This is a genomic window from Sediminibacterium roseum (assembly GCF_009939005.1).
Classification (GTDB): domain Bacteria; phylum Bacteroidota; class Bacteroidia; order Chitinophagales; family Chitinophagaceae; genus Sediminibacterium; species Sediminibacterium roseum.
This window is the reverse complement of sequence record NZ_JAACJS010000015.1, coordinates 1,461,969-1,478,074: the sequence shown is the minus strand read 5'-3', so window position 1 is coordinate 1,478,074 and position 16,106 is coordinate 1,461,969. Positions and strand designations below refer to the sequence as shown.

The following is a 16,106-nucleotide window of genomic DNA, read 5'->3' as shown; positions in this document are numbered from 1 at the left end:
CATTCTACCCTTTTTTCTAAAGACCCTTTCAAAAAAGTTCAGGCTACCATATCCTGATCCTGTCTTCTTTTGGCTTGTACATTTTGTCTCCCGGTTTTACGTCAAAGGCCTCGTACCACGCGTCGATGTTGGTAACGGGCGCATTGGCGCGGTGCTCGCCGGGTGAGTGCGGGTCGGTTAAGATCAGCTGTGCGGCTGTTTCGGGGAGCGCGTTGTTTCTCCAGATCTGCGCCCAGCTAAGAAAGAAACGTTGCTGTGGTGTAAAGCCATCTATCTTTTTTCCTTCCTTGAATTGTTTTGTTTTGGTGAAAGCCTCGTATGCCATGTTCAATCCACCAAGATCCGCGAGGTTCTCGCCAAGGGTCAACTCGCCCTTTACATGAACGGTGTCGAGAACGGTTAATGCGTTGTATTGTTTTACAACCTGGTCTGCCCTGCTTTTGAACTTGTCTGCATCCGGTTTGCTCCACCAGTCTTTCAGGTTTCCTACCGCATCAAACTGGCGGCCCTGGTCGTCGAAACCATGTGTGATCTCGTGGCCGATCACTGCGGCGATCCCTCCATAGTTCACCGCATCATCCGCGCCAAAGTCGAAGAACGGAAACTGCAGTATGCCCGCAGGGAAAGTGATGTCGTTGTTAGACGGGCTGTACGATGCATTGATCGTTGGCGGCGTCATCCCCATTTCTTTGCGGTTAACGGGTTTGCCCATGCGGCTCACATTGTAATTGTATCCCCAAATGGCCGCATTGCGAACGTTCTGGAAGAAATTGTCTTTTGTAGCGCTCATTCCCTCGTATTCTTTCCATACATCAGGATAAGCGATCTTCTTTGCAATGGCATTCAGTTTTGCCAGCGCCTGCGCCTTTGTTTCCTCGCTCATCCAGTCGAGGCGTTTGATGCGGTCTGCAAAAGTAGACTGAAGGTTGTTCACCATCTTCACCATGTATTCTTTTGCTTCGGGTTTGAAGTATTTGGCTACATACAATTCGCCAACCATATCGCCCAACTGGCGGTCGATAAGGCCGCTCAACCGCTGCCAGCGTGGTGTTTGCTCTTTCTGCCCGGTCTGAACTTTTGTAAATTCAAAATCCTGTTTCACAAAATCACTGCTCAGGTACGGCGCTGCGTTTTTGATCAGGTTCCAGCGCAGGTAACTTCTCCATTCCGCCACCGGTATCGATTTGAGCATGTTGTCTACCTTCTTCAGGAAGCCGGGGTTGTTCACCAGCACACTGTCTGCACCGTTGATCTTCGATTCGTGCAGCATCATTGCCCAATCGATGCCCGGCGTAAGATCCGTAAGCGCCCGTACAGAAAATTTATTGTAGGTCGCATTCGGGTCGCGCATCTGTATGCGGCTCATCTGCGCATTGGCAAGTTCCGTTTCAATTTTCAGAACCGTTTCTGCACTCGCTGATGAAGTGATCTCGTCTTCACCCGCAAGCATAAACATTTTTTTCAGGTGCACCTTGTATGCATTGCGTATGGTGGTACTGCGTTTATCGTCTTTCAGGTAATAGTCCCTGTCGGGCATCGTGGTTCCACCCTGGCTCACCGATGGAATGTATTTCATCACATTCTTCCTGTCTGGCCCAACACCCATTCCAAACAATGCATTGCCAAGCCCGTTGATGCGAAGCACATTCAGCTCATGCAATACTTCTTTTGAAGTGGTGATGTTGTTCAAACGATCGAGGTCCGCCTTGATGGGCTGGTAACCTTTTTTATCGATGGCGATGCTGTCCATACCGCTTGCATAAAAATCGCCGATGATCTGCATCTTGCGTGTACGCGCCGGTTTTTTAGCGGCGTCTTCCAGCAGTGTACGCAGGCGTTTGGAACTCAGTTCGCGCAATTCATCAAAACTGCCCCAGCGTGTTTTAGAGGCAGGAACAGGGTTGTTCTTTACCCAGTTGCCATTGGCGTACCGGTAAAAATTGTTGCCGGGCTTAACGGAAAGATCCATGTTGACCTTGTCGATATACTTTGGTTCTTCTTTAGACAACTTACCACCACCACCGGCAAAACTGTTGGCGCCGGCCATCAACAGCGAAGCTGCGAGTAGCGTGGAAGAGAGGTTTAATTTCATGGGTATTTGTTTTAGGGATGTCCAATTTACAAAATTATGGTTGATGATTGCCGGGCAATCGGTGAAAAGATTGGGTTGATGCGGGCGGGATGTTGCCACGGATTTCACGGAATAACACAGAACCGTGTTATTCCGTGAAATCCGTGGCAAAAAAATGAAATGCGGCAACCCCCGAAATAATTAACTTACGCAGCCAATCACTTGTATGAAAAAGTCAGCGCCATTCCTTCTTGTTCTTATCATTCTTTCTTCCTGCAGCATTCAAAAGCAGATCGCGAAGCAGGCAAAAGAGATCATCCTCGCTAACCCTGATTTTGCACCCGCCAATGTGGGTATCAGCTTGTACGATCCCGCCACCCGGAAATACCTCTACGATTTCCAGGGCAGCAAATTTTTTGTTCCGGCGAGCAACACCAAACTTTTTACCTGCTATGCGGCGATGAAAAATTTAGGGGACAGCCTGGTTGGTCTGCGTTATAGTGAAGTGGGAACGGGCGACCGCCGACAGGTATCGATAGAACCGACCGCAGACCCTACATTCCTTCTCCCGGAATTCAGGAACCAACCGGTATTTGATTTTCTCAAGCGCGAAAAAAACATTTATTACTACGAGGATCAACAGCGCAAACAATTTTCGCCGTATGGGCGCGGCTGGCCATGGGATGATTATTCCGCAGATTATGCACCCGAAAGAAATGAGTTTCCCATACACGGCAACTACGTTACGTTCACCGCTGTTAAAGACACGCTGCGTGTGGCCCCATCCTTCTTTGGTAAAAAAGAATTCCTGGCTTCCGACGCAACGCGCAAATCCTTGTCGGAGTTGTTCCGGGGAACGAACTTCAGGGTTACCAGGATCGAGGATGAAAATAAATTTTTGGTACGGGGCGATGCTTCAAAATTCACAACAACGGCGATCCCTTTTAAGACTGTGTTGAAGGACAATCAGAGCCGGCCTTTGGCGGTTAAGATACTGGAAGATACACTGGGTATTGAGTTTGGCCGCGAACATTATTCCGATGGGCGCTATCACCTGCCTAAGATCATCCATTCGCAGCCAACCGATTCGATGCTGAAGATCATGATGCACCGCAGCGATAATTTTTTTGCCGAGCAGACCCTGCTGATGGTGAGCAATGAGAAACTCGGTTTTATGAGCGACAGGAAACTGATCGATACCCTGTTAAAAACAGATTTTGCCGGCCTGCCACAAAAGCCCCAATGGGTAGATGGGAGCGGGCTCAGCCGTTACAACCTGATCTCACCACAGGATTTTGTATGGGTGCTCACACAGATGAAGAATGAGTTCAAATGGGAGCGCATCAAAGAGATCCTCCCTACCGGTGGTGAAGGAACCCTATCGAGTTACTATAAAAATTACGCGGGCCGTATCTATGCAAAAACAGGAAGCCTCAGCAACCACCTTGCATTGAGCGGTTACATCACAACAAAAAAAGGAAGGCAATTGGTATTCTCTGTACTCGTTAATGCGCACAATACAGCTGCGGCGAACATCAGGAAGGCCGTGGAGAAATTTTTGGTGGGGGTGATGGACAAGTACTGACGAGCTTGGTTTATCGCCCAAACATCCTGTCGAGGTAATCTTCTTTGAACTCGAGATAGGTGGGGCTTCCCGTAGGTGTTACATTGGGGCTGCTGCAAGTAAAGAGTTCTTCAACCAGCACAAGCATTTCTTTCTGCGAAAGCGTTTGACCGGCTTTGATGGCCTGTTGCCTTGCCATGCACCGTATCAGTTTTTCTCTCTTGCTGAATTTTATATCGCTGCTGAAGTGTTTGAATTGTTCGATGAGCAACTCGATCGCATTTTTTTCGTTGCCCGGTGTTACGTCTGCGGGAATGCCCTGTATCACAAAACTGTTGTTGCCAAACGGTTCTACGTGGTAGCCAATGGCAAGCAGGTCGGGGAGAAGGTCTGTAAGCAATGCTGCATCGGCGCCGGCAAGTTCAAGCGTTACGGGGAAAAGGCTTTGCTGGGTAGCCATCTGCTGACCGTGTGCCGCGATGCCGTAACGTTCGTACAGGATCCGTTCATGCGCAAGTTGCTGGTGCACCAGTAAAAACCCGCTGTTGGAAGAGGCGATGATGTAGGTGTTGTGCAGTTGCAGCAAAGTTGTATCCGGCAACACATGCAGGGCCCTGGGGCGGGGCTCTACGGTTTGTAGTTGTTGCGGCAGGGAGCGTTGTGCATTGTTTTGCTCCTGTGCGGGCGAGGTGAAAAAATCTTTCCAGTGTTTCAGGTCGGTCTTCTCGTTTTTTTCAATAAAGTGCGCCTGGTTTTTCTGGGTAAATGTTTTGAATAAATTGGATGATGAGGCCGCATCTTTCTGGTCGGTGGTAAAGGGTTTGCTCACTGCGTCCAATCCCTGGATCTCTGCATTCAGCGTAAAATCCAGCGAGGGCGCGATGCTGAACTGTGCAAGCGCATGTTTTACCGCGGCCTGCACAAAAGCATAAATGATCTTTTCATCTTCAAACTTGATCTCCTGTTTGGTGGGATGCACGTTGATGTCGACCTGCGAAGGATCAAGATCGATGTACAATACATAACTCGGGAAACTGTCTTTCGCAATCATCTCATCAAATGCCGTATTGACCGCGTGGTTGAGATAGGCGCTTTTGATAAAGCGGTTGTTTACAAAAAAATATTGGTCGCCCCTTGTCTTGCGTGCTGTTTCGGGCTTGCCTACAAACCCGTAAATATTCATGTAATCCGTTTCCTCGTTCACGCTCACCAGTTTTGCGTTGTAGCCAGAACCAAGCACCTGTACGATGCGCTGTTTCAGGCTGCCGGCCTCGAGGTGGAACAGTTCCTGGCCGTTGCTCGACATCGAGAAGAAAATCCCCGGGAAGGCCATCGCCACACGGATGAATTCGTCTACGATGTGGCGCATCTCCGCGGCATTGCTCTTCAGAAAATTCCTTCGCGCGGGCACATTGAAAAAAAGGTTTTTCATGCTGATGCTGGTGCCCGGTGCACATGCGCAAGGTTCCTGTTTGGTAACAAGGCTGTTTTCTATTTCAATGTAAGTGCCGAGTTCATCCTCTGCCCGGCGCGTTTTCAGTTCAACCTGTGCAACCGCTGCAATAGAGGCCAGCGCTTCGCCGCGGAAACCCATTGTTTTGATCCTGAAAAGATCTTCGATGTTCCTGATCTTGCTGGTGGCATGCCGTTCAAAAGCCATACGGGCATCGGTTTCGCTCATGCCTTTGCCGTTGTCGATCACCTGTATCAAGGCCTTGCCCGCATCTGAAACGATCAGTTTTATTTCGGTGGCGCCCGCATCGGCGGCGTTCTCCAACAGTTCTTTGACAGCGCTGGCAGGGCGCTGGATCACTTCACCGGCCGCTATCTGGTTTGCAATATTGTCTGGTAACAACTGAATAATATCCGCCACTACAATTTCCTCTTTGGTAAGTCGGCAAAAATACCACAGATTTCACAGATTTTTTGGACGATTCACGGGAATGACGCCGGTATTCCAGGATTATTGGACGAAACCAGGGTGGAATCAACAAAAATCAGCCGCCGGGTCAACGAAATCGGTGGTAAATTTGTTGTTCAAAAAAAACAGGCAATGGTATTAAGTGCAGACATAAAGAAACTCGAAAGACATTTTGTTCCGAAAGATTTTGTGTTGACCGATTGGGCATCGCTCGAGCCGTATTTCAAGGATCTTTCAGAAAGAAAAATCGCTTCAAGGGCCGACCTGGAAAAGTGGTTGAAAGACACCAGCGAACTCGAGGCCGTGGTAAGTGAAGATGCGTGCTGGCGGCAGATTAAAATGACCTGCGACACGATGGACAAGAACCTTGAAGAAGCCTTCACTTATTTCTGCATGGAGATACAGCCGAAGCTGCAGCCGTATGCGGACCTGCTCAACCGCAAACTCATCGATAGCCCGTTTACAAAAGAGTTGGACCAGGAAAAATATTTTACCTACCTGCGCAGCGTTAAAAAGAACATCGATCTTTTCCGCGAAGCGAATATTCCCCTGCAGGCCGAGCTGAGTGTGATGCAGCAGCAATACGGCGCCATTGCGGGTAAAATGACCATCGAAGTAAAAGGCGAAGAATATACTTTGCAGCAGGCCGCAAAATTCCTGGAGAGCCACGACAGGTCGCTCCGCGAAGAAGTGTATCGTAAAATACAGGAGCGCCGTCTCCAGGACCAGCAGGCGATGCACGACCTCTACACACAGCTTGTTGCCAAAAGAGACGAGGTGGCGAAGAATGCAGGTTTTGCCAACTACCGCGATTACAAGTTTGTAGAACTTGGACGTTTCGATTACACCAAAGAAGACTGTTTCCAGTTTCACGAAGCGGTGAAGCTGCACGTGCTGCCGCTGATCGATAAGATCTACCAGAAGAAAAAAGAAAAACTCAAACTCGATACGCTACGCCCATGGGATACAGAAGCGGAGCCCGAAGGTGTACAGCAGTTGCGCCCGTTCAGCGGCGGCAATGAATTGTATGAAAAATCGGTACAGTGTTTTGAAAAACTCAACCCGTTCTTTGCGGATTGCCTGCGCAAGATGAATGAGCTGCGGCATTTCGACCTCGAGAGCCGCAAGGGAAAAGCGCCGGGTGGTTACAACTGTCCGCTGAGCGAAAGCGGTGCGCCGTTTATTTTTATGAACGCGGCCGGGCAGATGAGCGATGTAACAACCATGGTTCACGAAGGCGGCCACGCAGTGCATTCCTTTCTTGCGCACAACCTGGAGCTCAGCGCTTTCAAAGAATACCCGATGGAAATTGCCGAAGTGGCAAGCATGGCGATGGAGCTGTTCAGTATGAACCATTGGGAATCTTTTTTCAGCAACGAAGAAGACCTTACACGCGCAAAAGAGCACCAGCTTGAAAGAACGATCACGATCTTTCCATGGATCGCGATCATCGATAAGTTCCAGCATTGGGTATACGAAAACCCATCGCACACAGTGGAAGAAAGAACAAAACGCTGGGTAGAGATCCTGAACGAATTTTCAACACCGGCCATCGATTACACGGGCCTCGATGCGTATCGCGCAATCGGCTGGCAAAGACAGTTGCATCTGTTCGAAGTTCCCTTCTATTATATCGAATACGGTATCGCGCAGCTTGGTGCCATCGGTTTGTGGATGCAATACCAGAAAGATCCGCAGCAGGCATTGCAGAACTACATCAATGCCTTGCGTCTTGGCGGAACAAAAACACTTCCTGAATTGTATGCGGCTGCAGGATTAAAATTTGATTTGTCTCCGGATCATATAAAAACACTGATGGAGTTTACGGCAGCGGAAATGGAGAAATTATAGAACGGCATTGCGCGGGAATTTTTACATGTGATCTTCAGTAAATATTGAAATAAAAAAACGCTACTTATTAGGTAGCGTTTTAAATTTTATCAATTCAATTATCAGCAGGAGGTTCCTGTTTCGGGCCTTGTGGTCTTGGTGGCCGCGGCCCTTGCTGGCGTTGGTTTCCGCCTCCGCCTTGTGGGCCTTGTGGTCTCGGCCCTTGCGGCCTTTGCCCCTGGCCCTGCGGCCTTGGCCCTTGCTGCTGTGGTCTTTGTCCCTGGTTTCCGCCTTGCGGTTTAGGTCCTTGTGGTCTTTGAGCCTGGTTATTTCCCTGGGCGCTTTGCTGTTGCCCTGGTTGTCTTGGCCCCTGCGGTTTTTGTCCGCCGCCCTGTGGCCTTGCACCTTGCTGGCCTTGTTGTCTCGGACCCTGGCCTCTTTGCTGCTGGTTCCTGTTTCTATCCTGGTCTCTTTTCCTCCTGTCGTTTTTCTCGAGTGTTTTGAGGCTGATCTGCCCTACGAGGTCTACAAATGCTGCCGGCTCATTTTCTTCGCGTTGTTTACTGCTTACGATCTCTACGGGTTGCAGCTCGTCCACTTTTTGTCCTTCGCGGTTGAGGCGTTTGATGTCTTTAACGCGTTGGATGGTGAGCGGGTAATGTTTTGTATTGTTTGGCAAAACATACCACATCAGGTTTTTGAAAATATCTTTTTTGATCAGGTGCGCGGTGCCCATTGCTGTATCCAATGTTTCTGCGTAGTCTGGAAATTGCTGGAGCGCATCGAGGTAAGTATCCAGCTCATAGTTCAGACAGCATTTCAAACGTCCGCACTGGCCGCTGAGTTTTGTCTGGTTAATGGATAAATTCTGGTAGCGTGCCGCCGTGGTATTCACGCTTTTGAATTCGTTGAGCCAGGTGCTGCAGCAGAGCTCCCTTCCGCAGCTGCCGATGCCCCCCACCTTGGCGGCTTCCTGGCGGATGCCGATCTGGCGCATTTCCACTTTTACCTTAAAATCGCTGGCGTATACTTTGATCAGTTCGCGGAAGTCTACACGGTCATCGGCGGTATAAAAGAAAGTGCCTTTCTTGCCGTCGGCCTGTATCTCTACTTCACTCAGTTTCATCTGCACGTTCAGCTGCCTTGCGATGGCGCGGCTGCGGGCAAGGATGTCTTTTTCGCGGCTCTTGCTGATTTTGAACGTTTCTATGTCGCGGTCCGAACTTTTACGGAGTACTTTTTTCATCTCCGGGCTGAATTCGTCCACCCCTTTTTTCTTCAACTGGAGCCTAACAAGTTCGCCTGTAAGGCTCACTTCGCCCACATCGAAGCCGCTCACGCCTTCAACGCTTACGTAGTCGCCTTTATCAAAATATTGTAAAGTGGTATTGCGGAAAAATTCTTTCCGGCTGCCTTGTTTGAAGCTCACTTCGATCACTTTGCAGGTGCTTTCAGGATCGCTGAAGGGAAGGTTGAGGAGCCAGTCGTGAACATTCATCCGGTTACAACTGCCTGTGCTGCAGCCGCCGTTGCTTTTGCAACCGCCCGGTTTACCCCCGTCTTTTGAGGAACTACATGATCCACATCCCATATCTTGACTGATAAGTTGTTAGTTAATATTAGAATGGAAGGGATGTCGTTGCGGGATATAGTTCTGCTCTTCTGCTTAGTTCCGCTGTAGCGGGTCAGTTCAACGTCCGGTGCGCTGTTCAGCTGGCTTTGTTGAAAATATATAGATAAGCTTTTAACAGTTCAGGTACACAGTATTCGTACGATCCATCAACCTGTGCACATCCACACTTCGAAATCCTTCTCACGGCGTTCCACCTGTCACCCGGCCCGCCTTACCCCATCAAAATTAGGGTTTTGTTCTGAATGATGTGGTAGAGTTTAATGGTAACGGCCTGGAACAGCATTTTGGCATTGGCATTCCGCTCTATATAGTATGAGGCGCGGTCCAGTTCTTCTATGATGGATTGCTGCTGGCTCACCGAGGCTATTTTATTCAATCTTTGTGCGAAATCCCTCTCATTATCCCCCAAAAGCACGTTTTCCAGGCCCATAACCTTGATTCTAATGCTTTGTTCGAGCAGGTGGTTAAAATAACGGAGAAACTGTTTCTGTTTTTCGCGGCCGAGTTTGCTTACTTCTTCCACAAACTTCACCTGGGCCATCGGCCCTCCTTTCAGTGTTGCGTTGAGCCATTCGCGGAGGAGGCTTTGCCAGTCTTCGTCGGCATGCTGCAGCAACTGAAGCGCCTCGCGGTAATTGCCCTCGCAGATGCCGGCTATCTGGCGGGCGGTATCTGGCGCCGCTTTGGCGCGTTCGATGAGTGCCTGTTCCACATCCCTGTTCTCCAGCATGGGAACCTTGATCAGCTGGCAGCGGCTTAAAATGGTTGGCAGGATCTGTTCGTCGTTTTCGGCCACCAGGATGAACAATGTATTCGGCGGCGGCTCTTCGATCAGCTTTAATAATTTGTTACCCTCTTTGCCCAGGTATTCGGGCATCCAGAGCAAAAGCACTTTGTACTCGCTTTCAAAACTTTTCAGGCTCAGCTGGCGGATGATGTCGTTGCACTCATCTGCCGTAATGTTTCCCTGTTTGTTGTCGGCGCCAATGAACTGCAGCCAGTCGTATACATTCCCATAAGGATACGACCTGATGAATTCGCGCCATTCTGTTATATAATCGGCGCTTACGGGTTTGTCGCCCGATTTTTTAGGGATCACCGGGTAAGTAAAATGCAGGTCGGGGTGTATCAATTGTTCGGCCCGCTGAAAAGCCGGTTGTGAGGCAATGTGATCGGGATGAATGAAAGAGGGTGTGGGTTCGAGCGCGGTCATCCCCCCAAAAAGGTCTTCCACCACGGGCGCCGCCTGCGGAAGGGATACGACGTATTGCGCAAACGCCAAAGCCAACGGCAAGGCGCCGCTGCCTTCTTTCCCCAGGAAGATCAACGCATGGCTCAGCCTGTTCTGCTCAACCATTTCAGCAAGGTGCTGTTTGGTTTCGTGTTGACCTATTACATCCCCGAATTGCATAAAATACCTTAGCGATTAGCAACGCAAAGTAAGAAAATATGGATCGCCGGGGAGATGAATTTTATAAAGCGTGGGTGAGAAGCACGATTTGCGCAGTGGATCGTATGTGAGTTCAGGCTCCAGGTTGAGGCGGTGGCTGTATTGCACGATCAAGTGAATAAAAAAGGATGCCGTAAAGGGCATCCTTTTTTATTCATCAGGCAGGAAATCGAATCCTTATTTCAGGTATTTCACGATCTCTTCGCTGTCCGGCAATACTTTGCTGTCGAAGTAGGCGATCATTTTTCCATTCTCATCCAATAAAAATTTATTGAAGTTCCATTTGATCTCTGCATCCAGCACACCATTCTCGGCCTTGCTGGTGAGCCATTTGTAAACCGGCGCTGCATCATCTCCTTTTACGCTGATCTTGCTGGCGAGCGGGAACTTGACACCAAAACGCGATTTGCAGAATTGGTCGATCTCTTCGTCGCTGCCTGGCTCCTGGCCGCCAAAATTGTTGGCCGGGAAACCCACCACAACGAGTTTGTCTTTGTATTCTTCGTACACTTTTTCCAGTTGCTCATACTGCTTGGTATAACCGCATTTTGATGCCGTATTTACCACCAGTATTTTTTTGCCTTTGAATTTTGAAAAATCGATTGTCTTTCCTTCGATCGATTTCACTTTAAAAGCATGGATGCTCGGCTGGCCACCCGGCACCGTAAATGCGCAGAACAAAGCCGCGACTACAACCGTTAACAGGTATTTCATGGTTTGTGTTTTTTAATTGTTAGACGTCTAAATTACGCAAGTTTCGAGAGTAAAGGATGAAAAAGGTTGGTTGGGTGAGTTGGGTGGTTTAATGGGTTAAAGGGGTTCGAACACGCCATTCACTACCTCAACCCTGCCGTTCCAACGCCTGGCCCCCGGCGCTACACCGTATAAGCCGCCGCCCCGATGCTCACCCGCACGCCTTCAACCGCCAGTAAAGACGAGCTGCAGGCCTCGAGGGTTGCCCCGGTGGTGATCACATCGTCGATAAGCAGGATGTGCCGGTTGCGCAGGGCCGATGCATCGGTTACTGCAAACACACCGTCCATGTTCTGCCAGCGGGAGAGCCGGTTCTGCCTGGTCTGTGTTTCGGTAAAACGTGTGCGGGTGATGGCATCCGGCAGCACAGGCTTTGCCCATACCTGGTGAACACCCTCGCACAGAAGAGCGGCCTGGTTGTAGCCTCGCGACTGTTCTTTCCTGGGGTTGAGGGGAAGCGGCACCAGGGCATCTATGTCTGCATATTTTTTGCATGCCGAAAGGATTGTTCCCAACATCCTTCCTAAGAAATAGCCGGCTTCTTTGTTGCCCCGGTATTTTAATTGTATCATCAGGTGCTGCAGCAACGAATCCTTTGTAAAATAAAAAGCAGCACCCGCCTGCTGGATGTTCACGCGTCCATAAAATAATTTTTCCACCGGATTGTTGGCCTGGCCAAAAAAATTCGTCTCCGGTAACCGGTGCCTGCACCGCGCGCACAACAACTGCGAATCAAAAACAACGTCGGACCCGCAACCTTCGCAGTTGTGCGGATAGAAGAGGTGAAGGAGGCGGGAAGACAGGCTGTTGATCTTCATGACGGGATCTTTTTGGTAAGCGTGCGCAGCGGCTTCAACAAATTTCGCGAAGCATGTACAAATGGCTAACTTTAGCACTATGAAAAAATACCTGTTATTTATCGCAATGCTGCCGCTGGCGGCTATGTCGCAGTCCGCGGAGGATGCAGCTGTGATCAGGAAAATATCCGATGAGATCCTGCGCAACGGAAAAGCCTACGACCTGCTATACCAGCTCACCAAACAGATAGGCGGCCGTTTATCGGGCTCACCACAATTTGCCAAAGCGGTAACCTGGGGAGAGAACGCAATGCGCAACAACGGCGCCGACAATGTTTTTCTGCAGGAGTGTATGATACCGCATTGGGTGCGGGGTGGCAACGACAAGGCATTCATTATTGAAGTAGACAAAAACAAGACCAGCCGTGCGCTCGATGTGCTCGCATTGGGTAACTCACTGGGCAAAGGAACCGTAACGGGACAGGTGCTTGCGGTACAGGATTTTGAGGAACTGGAAAGAAGAAAAGACGAGGTAAAAGGAAAGATCGTTTACTACAACAATGGCTTTAACCCTACCAACATCAAACCCTTTGTTTCATACGGTGAAGCGGGAATTTACAGGAGGTCGGGACCGAGCCGCGCGGCAAAATACGGGGCGGTAGGGGTGATGATCCGCTCGCTTACGGAATCTACTGCGAACGATCCGCATACAGGTGCGATGGTGTACAACGATTCGTTTCCAAAGATCCCGGCAGTGGCGGTGGGCCCCCGCGATGCAGATGAGCTCTGGTTGCTGAGTAGAAAATCAACCATCAACATGGCACTATTTACCAATGGCCATTTTCTCCCCGATACCATCGGGCACAATGTGATCGCTGAATTGAAAGGAACGGAATTTCCCGAACAATACATAACCATCGGCGGGCATCTCGACAGCTGGGATGTGAATGAGGGGGCCCACGACGATGGCACAGGCGTTGTGCACACCATCGAGATCATGCGCGCATTGAAAGCGATCGGTTACAAACCCAAACACACATTGCGTTTTGTACTGTTTGCAAACGAAGAGAACGGTTTGCGCGGCGGAACAAAATACGCGGCGGAAGCAAAGGCCAAAAACGAAAAACACATTTTCGCGCTGGAAAGCGATGCGGGTGGTTTTACCCCCCGCGGCTTCTCACTGGAAGTGAACAAAACGCAAATGGCGAAGATCCAGGGCTGGCTGCCGTTGCTGAACCCTTACGGCACCTTCGAATTGACCAACGACGGCGGCGGCGCCGATGTGGGCCCGTTGAACAGAACATTCAACATTCCTGTTGGCGAACTGATACCCGATCCGCAACGTTATTTTGACCTCCACCACGCAAGAAGCGATGTGTTTGAGAAAGTAAACAAACGCGAGCTCCTGCTCGGGGCGGTGAACATGGCGGCGCTGATCTATCTCATCGACAAATACGGCATCTGATGAAAAAATCCGGATGGATCATAGCGGGTATCGTGGTGCTTGTACTTGTTATCACCGTTTACTGGCGCTTCTACTTCGTACTCGCCGAAGGAACACAGGCGGGCACGCTGAACATCTTCCAGAAAAAAGGCATCCTGTTTAAAACCTATGAAGGAAAAATAATCCTCAGCGGGTTCAAGGCCAATGTGCAGAGCAACGAATTTTCTTTCAGTGTTACGAACGAAAAAGTAGCCGAACGTTTGTTACAGGTTTCGGGAAGGGAAGTAAACGTTCATTACAAACAATACTTTGGCTCATTGCCATGGAGAGGGATGAAGAATTTTATCGTGGATAGTATTTACGAGATCAGGGGCATGGGTGCCGATGGCGTTATTGCGCCAAGACAATAACTTTTTTCTGAACCGGGAGATCTTTTTCAGAAGGATCTGCCGGTTCCTCTTTCCAATGCCTGTTTACGCCTGCAGCAAAAAAATACCCAGCCTCTTGTGAATATCAGGCGTGCCTGCTTTCCATTTTTTCACGGTTTGCGTGCGTATGCTTTCTGATGCGCCGGTGATGTCTACCGCGATACAGAACCGCGTTTCTTCCCTGCAACAATCCAGCACATCCTTGATAAGGGCATTGTTGCGGTAGGGTGTTTCAATAAACAACTGCGTGCAGTTTCTTTTGTGGGAGTCGGATTCGAGTTCTTTTATTTTTCTTTTGCGCTCTGCTGAATCAATGGGCAGGTACCCGTGAAACTGGAAACACTGGCCATTCATTCCACTTGCCATCAATGCGAGTAAGATGGAGCTTGGGCCCACCAATGGTTTTACGGTGATGTTGTTTTGCTGCGCCGCCTCTACCAGGATCTGCCCTGGATCCGCAATGCCGGGGCAGCCTGCCTCGCTGATGATGCCAATGTTTTTTCCCTCCTGCAGAAGCTGTATGAACGGGCGGCGCACTTCTTCCTCCGCCTTGTGGATGGTGAACCATTGGTAATCATCGATCACCATTTCGCGCCATAGTTTCTTGAGAAAACGGCGCGCTGTTTTTTCCTGTTCAACAAAAAATACCGGGCAGTCCTTTACAGCATCAAGCAGGTAAGCAGGAATCGTTTCCAGCCCATCTTCATGCAGCACCGTTGGAATAAGATAAACTTTGCCCGAACTCATACGAGGTATTTCTACAGGAAATTATTTTTCATTCTGTTTCAAAGGATACATGCTCAGCGTTGCGGCCACTACCGAATAAGCGGGTGCAAGGATCCATCCCACGAACGGCAGCATGTGCATGAGGTAAAACACGAGCCCGTTGCCAATGGCCAGCCCGCGGTGGTGGCCGATGAAGAAAATGCTTTCGGCAGGCGATCGTTTGTGGCGCTCCATGCTGTAATCGAGCATCGAGAAACCATAATAGTAACACTCTACCAGCAAGGCAATGATGGGCATGAGCCATCCCGCGATGGGTACAAAACTCAGCAGCAGGATCGATAACGTATAAACCGTTTGCCACAAACTGTTGCGCACCGCTATGTAAACGCCGCGCTTCATGTCTTTCAGCAATTGCCGGAAACTAAACGGGAAACTCTCTTTCCCTTCTATAATGGCTTCCGTTCTTTCGCTCAGGTAAGCAAACAGGGGAGAGCCCACGATGAGAAAAATATATTTGAAGAGCGAGAAATAAAACAGCATCAGGATCAGCCACAGCAGCAGGCTTCCCATGATGAAAAGAAAACCGAGTATACCGCTGTCCATTTTGTTGAGCCAATCGCTCAAACCCGTTTTATGGCTCATCCACTCGATAAACTGGGTGGAGGTTTGGCTGAAGAAATACATGCCTACCAGGAACAGCGTGGTGTAGATGATACCGGGTATCACGATCCATTTCCACAGTTTATGTTTTTGGATAAACCGGTGCGCCTGGAAATACGCCTGTATGCCTATGATCATTTCTTTGAGCAAATCGGGGAATTTGGGCGGTGAAGTTACTACATTCAGTAGTTTTATGGTGATGAAAGCTATAACGTTCAAGGCTTCCGATAAATTGCCCGTTTCGTTTTACCGGCAAAAGAATGTTTGCACAGTGGCCCGGGAGCTGATCGGAAAAGTGCTCGTGAGTTCTTTCAATGGCATTGTAACCGCAGGGCGGATCGTTGAAACAGAAGCTTACAACGGCGCCATCGACAAAGCCTCGCATGCGTGGGGCGGACGAAGAACCAACCGCACAGAGATCATGTATGCAGCGGGAGGCGTGGCCTATGTATACCTTTGTTACGGCATTCATCACCTCTTCAACGTGGTAACCAATGTTGCCGATGTGCCGCATGCGGTACTGGTGCGCGCCATAGAGCCGGTGGCTGGTGTGGATCATATGCTGCAACGCACCGGGAAAACAAAGGCCGATTTCACCCTTACCCGCGGCCCCGGGAATGTTTCCAAAGCACTTGGTATTTATAAGCAACATACGGGCCTTGACCTTCGCGGCAATGAATTGTTTATTGTGAACGATGGATTTACTGTGCAACCCTTGCAAATCATTGCGACACCAAGGATCGGTGTTGATTATGCAGGTAAAGATGCCTTGCTTCCCTATCGCTTTATTGTGAAGGACAATCCCTACGTGAGCGGGAAGAAAAAATAA

The 16,106-nt window shown here is 49.6% G+C and carries 13 protein-coding genes; 5 read left to right on the top strand and 8 right to left on the bottom strand.

Going from position 1 to position 16,106, the window contains the following annotated elements; all coding sequences use genetic code 11:
* Positions 1 to 43: 43 nt before the first annotated feature.
* On the bottom strand, positions 44 to 2,092 hold the full coding sequence (locus GWC95_RS17535; RefSeq protein WP_202630310.1) for a M13 family metallopeptidase: 2,049 nt from the start codon (positions 2,090 to 2,092) through the stop codon (positions 44 to 46).
* A gap of 205 nt (positions 2,093 to 2,297) precedes the next feature.
* Between GWC95_RS17535 and dacB the strand changes: the two genes are divergently transcribed.
* The gene (gene dacB / locus GWC95_RS17530) at positions 2,298 to 3,656 is read left to right on the top strand and encodes a D-alanyl-D-alanine carboxypeptidase/D-alanyl-D-alanine endopeptidase (protein ID WP_161820008.1); all 1,359 of its coding nucleotides are present in this window, start codon (positions 2,298 to 2,300) and stop codon (positions 3,654 to 3,656) included.
* A gap of 10 nt (positions 3,657 to 3,666) precedes the next feature.
* On the opposite strand, the gene mutL is transcribed toward dacB, so the two are convergent.
* Positions 3,667 to 5,508 carry a DNA mismatch repair endonuclease MutL gene (gene mutL, locus GWC95_RS17525; RefSeq protein ID WP_161820007.1) on the bottom strand — a complete coding sequence of 614 codons (1,842 nt, stop codon included), beginning with the start codon at positions 5,506 to 5,508 and terminating at the stop codon, positions 3,667 to 3,669.
* Between the two features lie 180 nt (positions 5,509 to 5,688).
* On the opposite strand from mutL, the gene GWC95_RS17520 reads away from it, so the two are divergent.
* A complete protein-coding gene (locus GWC95_RS17520; protein ID WP_161820006.1) occupies positions 5,689 to 7,407 on the top strand; it encodes a M3 family oligoendopeptidase in 1,719 nt (572 codons plus the stop codon).
* Between the two features lie 94 nt (positions 7,408 to 7,501).
* On the opposite strand, the gene GWC95_RS17515 is transcribed toward GWC95_RS17520, so the two are convergent.
* The 4 genes from GWC95_RS17515 to GWC95_RS17500 form a co-directional block, all read right to left on the bottom strand.
* Positions 7,502 to 8,977: a PSP1 domain-containing protein gene (locus GWC95_RS17515; protein ID WP_161820005.1), complete on the bottom strand. Its 1,476-nt coding sequence runs from the start codon at positions 8,975 to 8,977 to the stop codon at positions 7,502 to 7,504.
* A gap of 253 nt (positions 8,978 to 9,230) precedes the next feature.
* Positions 9,231 to 10,376 carry a DNA polymerase III subunit gene (locus tag GWC95_RS17510; RefSeq protein ID WP_237722195.1) on the bottom strand — a complete coding sequence of 382 codons (1,146 nt, stop codon included), beginning with the start codon at positions 10,374 to 10,376 and terminating at the stop codon, positions 9,231 to 9,233.
* Positions 10,377 to 10,646: 270 nt separating this feature from the next.
* Positions 10,647 to 11,183 (bottom strand): glutathione peroxidase, encoded by a 537-nt coding sequence (locus tag GWC95_RS17505; RefSeq protein ID WP_161820003.1) that lies wholly within the window; start codon positions 11,181 to 11,183, stop codon positions 10,647 to 10,649.
* A gap of 161 nt (positions 11,184 to 11,344) precedes the next feature.
* Positions 11,345 to 12,040, bottom strand: coding sequence for a ComF family protein (locus GWC95_RS17500; RefSeq protein WP_161820002.1), 696 nt, complete (start codon positions 12,038 to 12,040; stop codon positions 11,345 to 11,347).
* Positions 12,041 to 12,119: 79 nt separating this feature from the next.
* On the opposite strand from GWC95_RS17500, the gene GWC95_RS17495 reads away from it, so the two are divergent.
* Together GWC95_RS17495 and GWC95_RS17490 are read left to right on the top strand one after the other, a co-directional pair.
* Positions 12,120 to 13,484 carry a M20/M25/M40 family metallo-hydrolase gene (locus GWC95_RS17495; protein ID WP_161820001.1) on the top strand — a complete coding sequence of 455 codons (1,365 nt, stop codon included), beginning with the start codon at positions 12,120 to 12,122 and terminating at the stop codon, positions 13,482 to 13,484.
* A complete protein-coding gene (locus tag GWC95_RS17490) occupies positions 13,484 to 13,873 on the top strand; it encodes a hypothetical protein (protein ID WP_161820000.1) in 390 nt (129 codons plus the stop codon). Before GWC95_RS17495 ends, GWC95_RS17490 begins: the two co-directional genes overlap by 1 nt.
* A gap of 63 nt (positions 13,874 to 13,936) precedes the next feature.
* On the opposite strand, the gene GWC95_RS17485 is transcribed toward GWC95_RS17490, so the two are convergent.
* Entirely contained in the window at positions 13,937 to 14,638 is a 702-nt protein-coding gene (locus GWC95_RS17485) for an SAM-dependent methyltransferase (RefSeq protein ID WP_161819999.1), read from the bottom strand.
* A gap of 21 nt (positions 14,639 to 14,659) precedes the next feature.
* On the bottom strand, positions 14,660 to 15,427 hold the full coding sequence (locus tag GWC95_RS17480) for an EI24 domain-containing protein (RefSeq protein ID WP_161819998.1): 768 nt from the start codon (positions 15,425 to 15,427) through the stop codon (positions 14,660 to 14,662).
* Positions 15,428 to 15,476: 49 nt separating this feature from the next.
* Here GWC95_RS17480 and GWC95_RS17475 point away from each other — a divergent pair, with 49 nt between their 5' ends.
* Complete coding sequence (locus tag GWC95_RS17475) at positions 15,477 to 16,106, top strand: DNA-3-methyladenine glycosylase (protein WP_161819997.1); 630 nt, start codon at positions 15,477 to 15,479, stop codon at positions 16,104 to 16,106.

Coding starts and splice junctions, on each gene's coding strand:
- GWC95_RS17535 (WP_202630310.1), bottom strand. CDS start 2,092: ATGAAATTAAACCTCTCTTCCACGCTACTCGCAGCTTCGCTGTTGATG.
- dacB (WP_161820008.1), top strand. CDS start 2,298: ATGAAAAAGTCAGCGCCATTCCTTCTTGTTCTTATCATTCTTTCTTCC.
- GWC95_RS17520 (WP_161820006.1), top strand. CDS start 5,689: ATGGTATTAAGTGCAGACATAAAGAAACTCGAAAGACATTTTGTTCCG.
- GWC95_RS17515 (WP_161820005.1), bottom strand. CDS start 8,977: ATGGGATGTGGATCATGTAGTTCCTCAAAAGACGGGGGTAAACCGGGC.
- GWC95_RS17510 (WP_237722195.1), bottom strand. CDS start 10,376: ATGGTTGAGCAGAACAGGCTGAGCCATGCGTTGATCTTCCTGGGGAAA.
- GWC95_RS17505 (WP_161820003.1), bottom strand. CDS start 11,183: ATGAAATACCTGTTAACGGTTGTAGTCGCGGCTTTGTTCTGCGCATTT.
- GWC95_RS17500 (WP_161820002.1), bottom strand. CDS start 12,040: ATGAAGATCAACAGCCTGTCTTCCCGCCTCCTTCACCTCTTCTATCCG.
- GWC95_RS17495 (WP_161820001.1), top strand. CDS start 12,120: ATGAAAAAATACCTGTTATTTATCGCAATGCTGCCGCTGGCGGCTATG.
- GWC95_RS17490 (WP_161820000.1), top strand. CDS start 13,484: ATGAAAAAATCCGGATGGATCATAGCGGGTATCGTGGTGCTTGTACTT.
- GWC95_RS17485 (WP_161819999.1), bottom strand. CDS start 14,638: ATGAGTTCGGGCAAAGTTTATCTTATTCCAACGGTGCTGCATGAAGAT.
- GWC95_RS17475 (WP_161819997.1), top strand. CDS start 15,477: ATGAAAGCTATAACGTTCAAGGCTTCCGATAAATTGCCCGTTTCGTTT.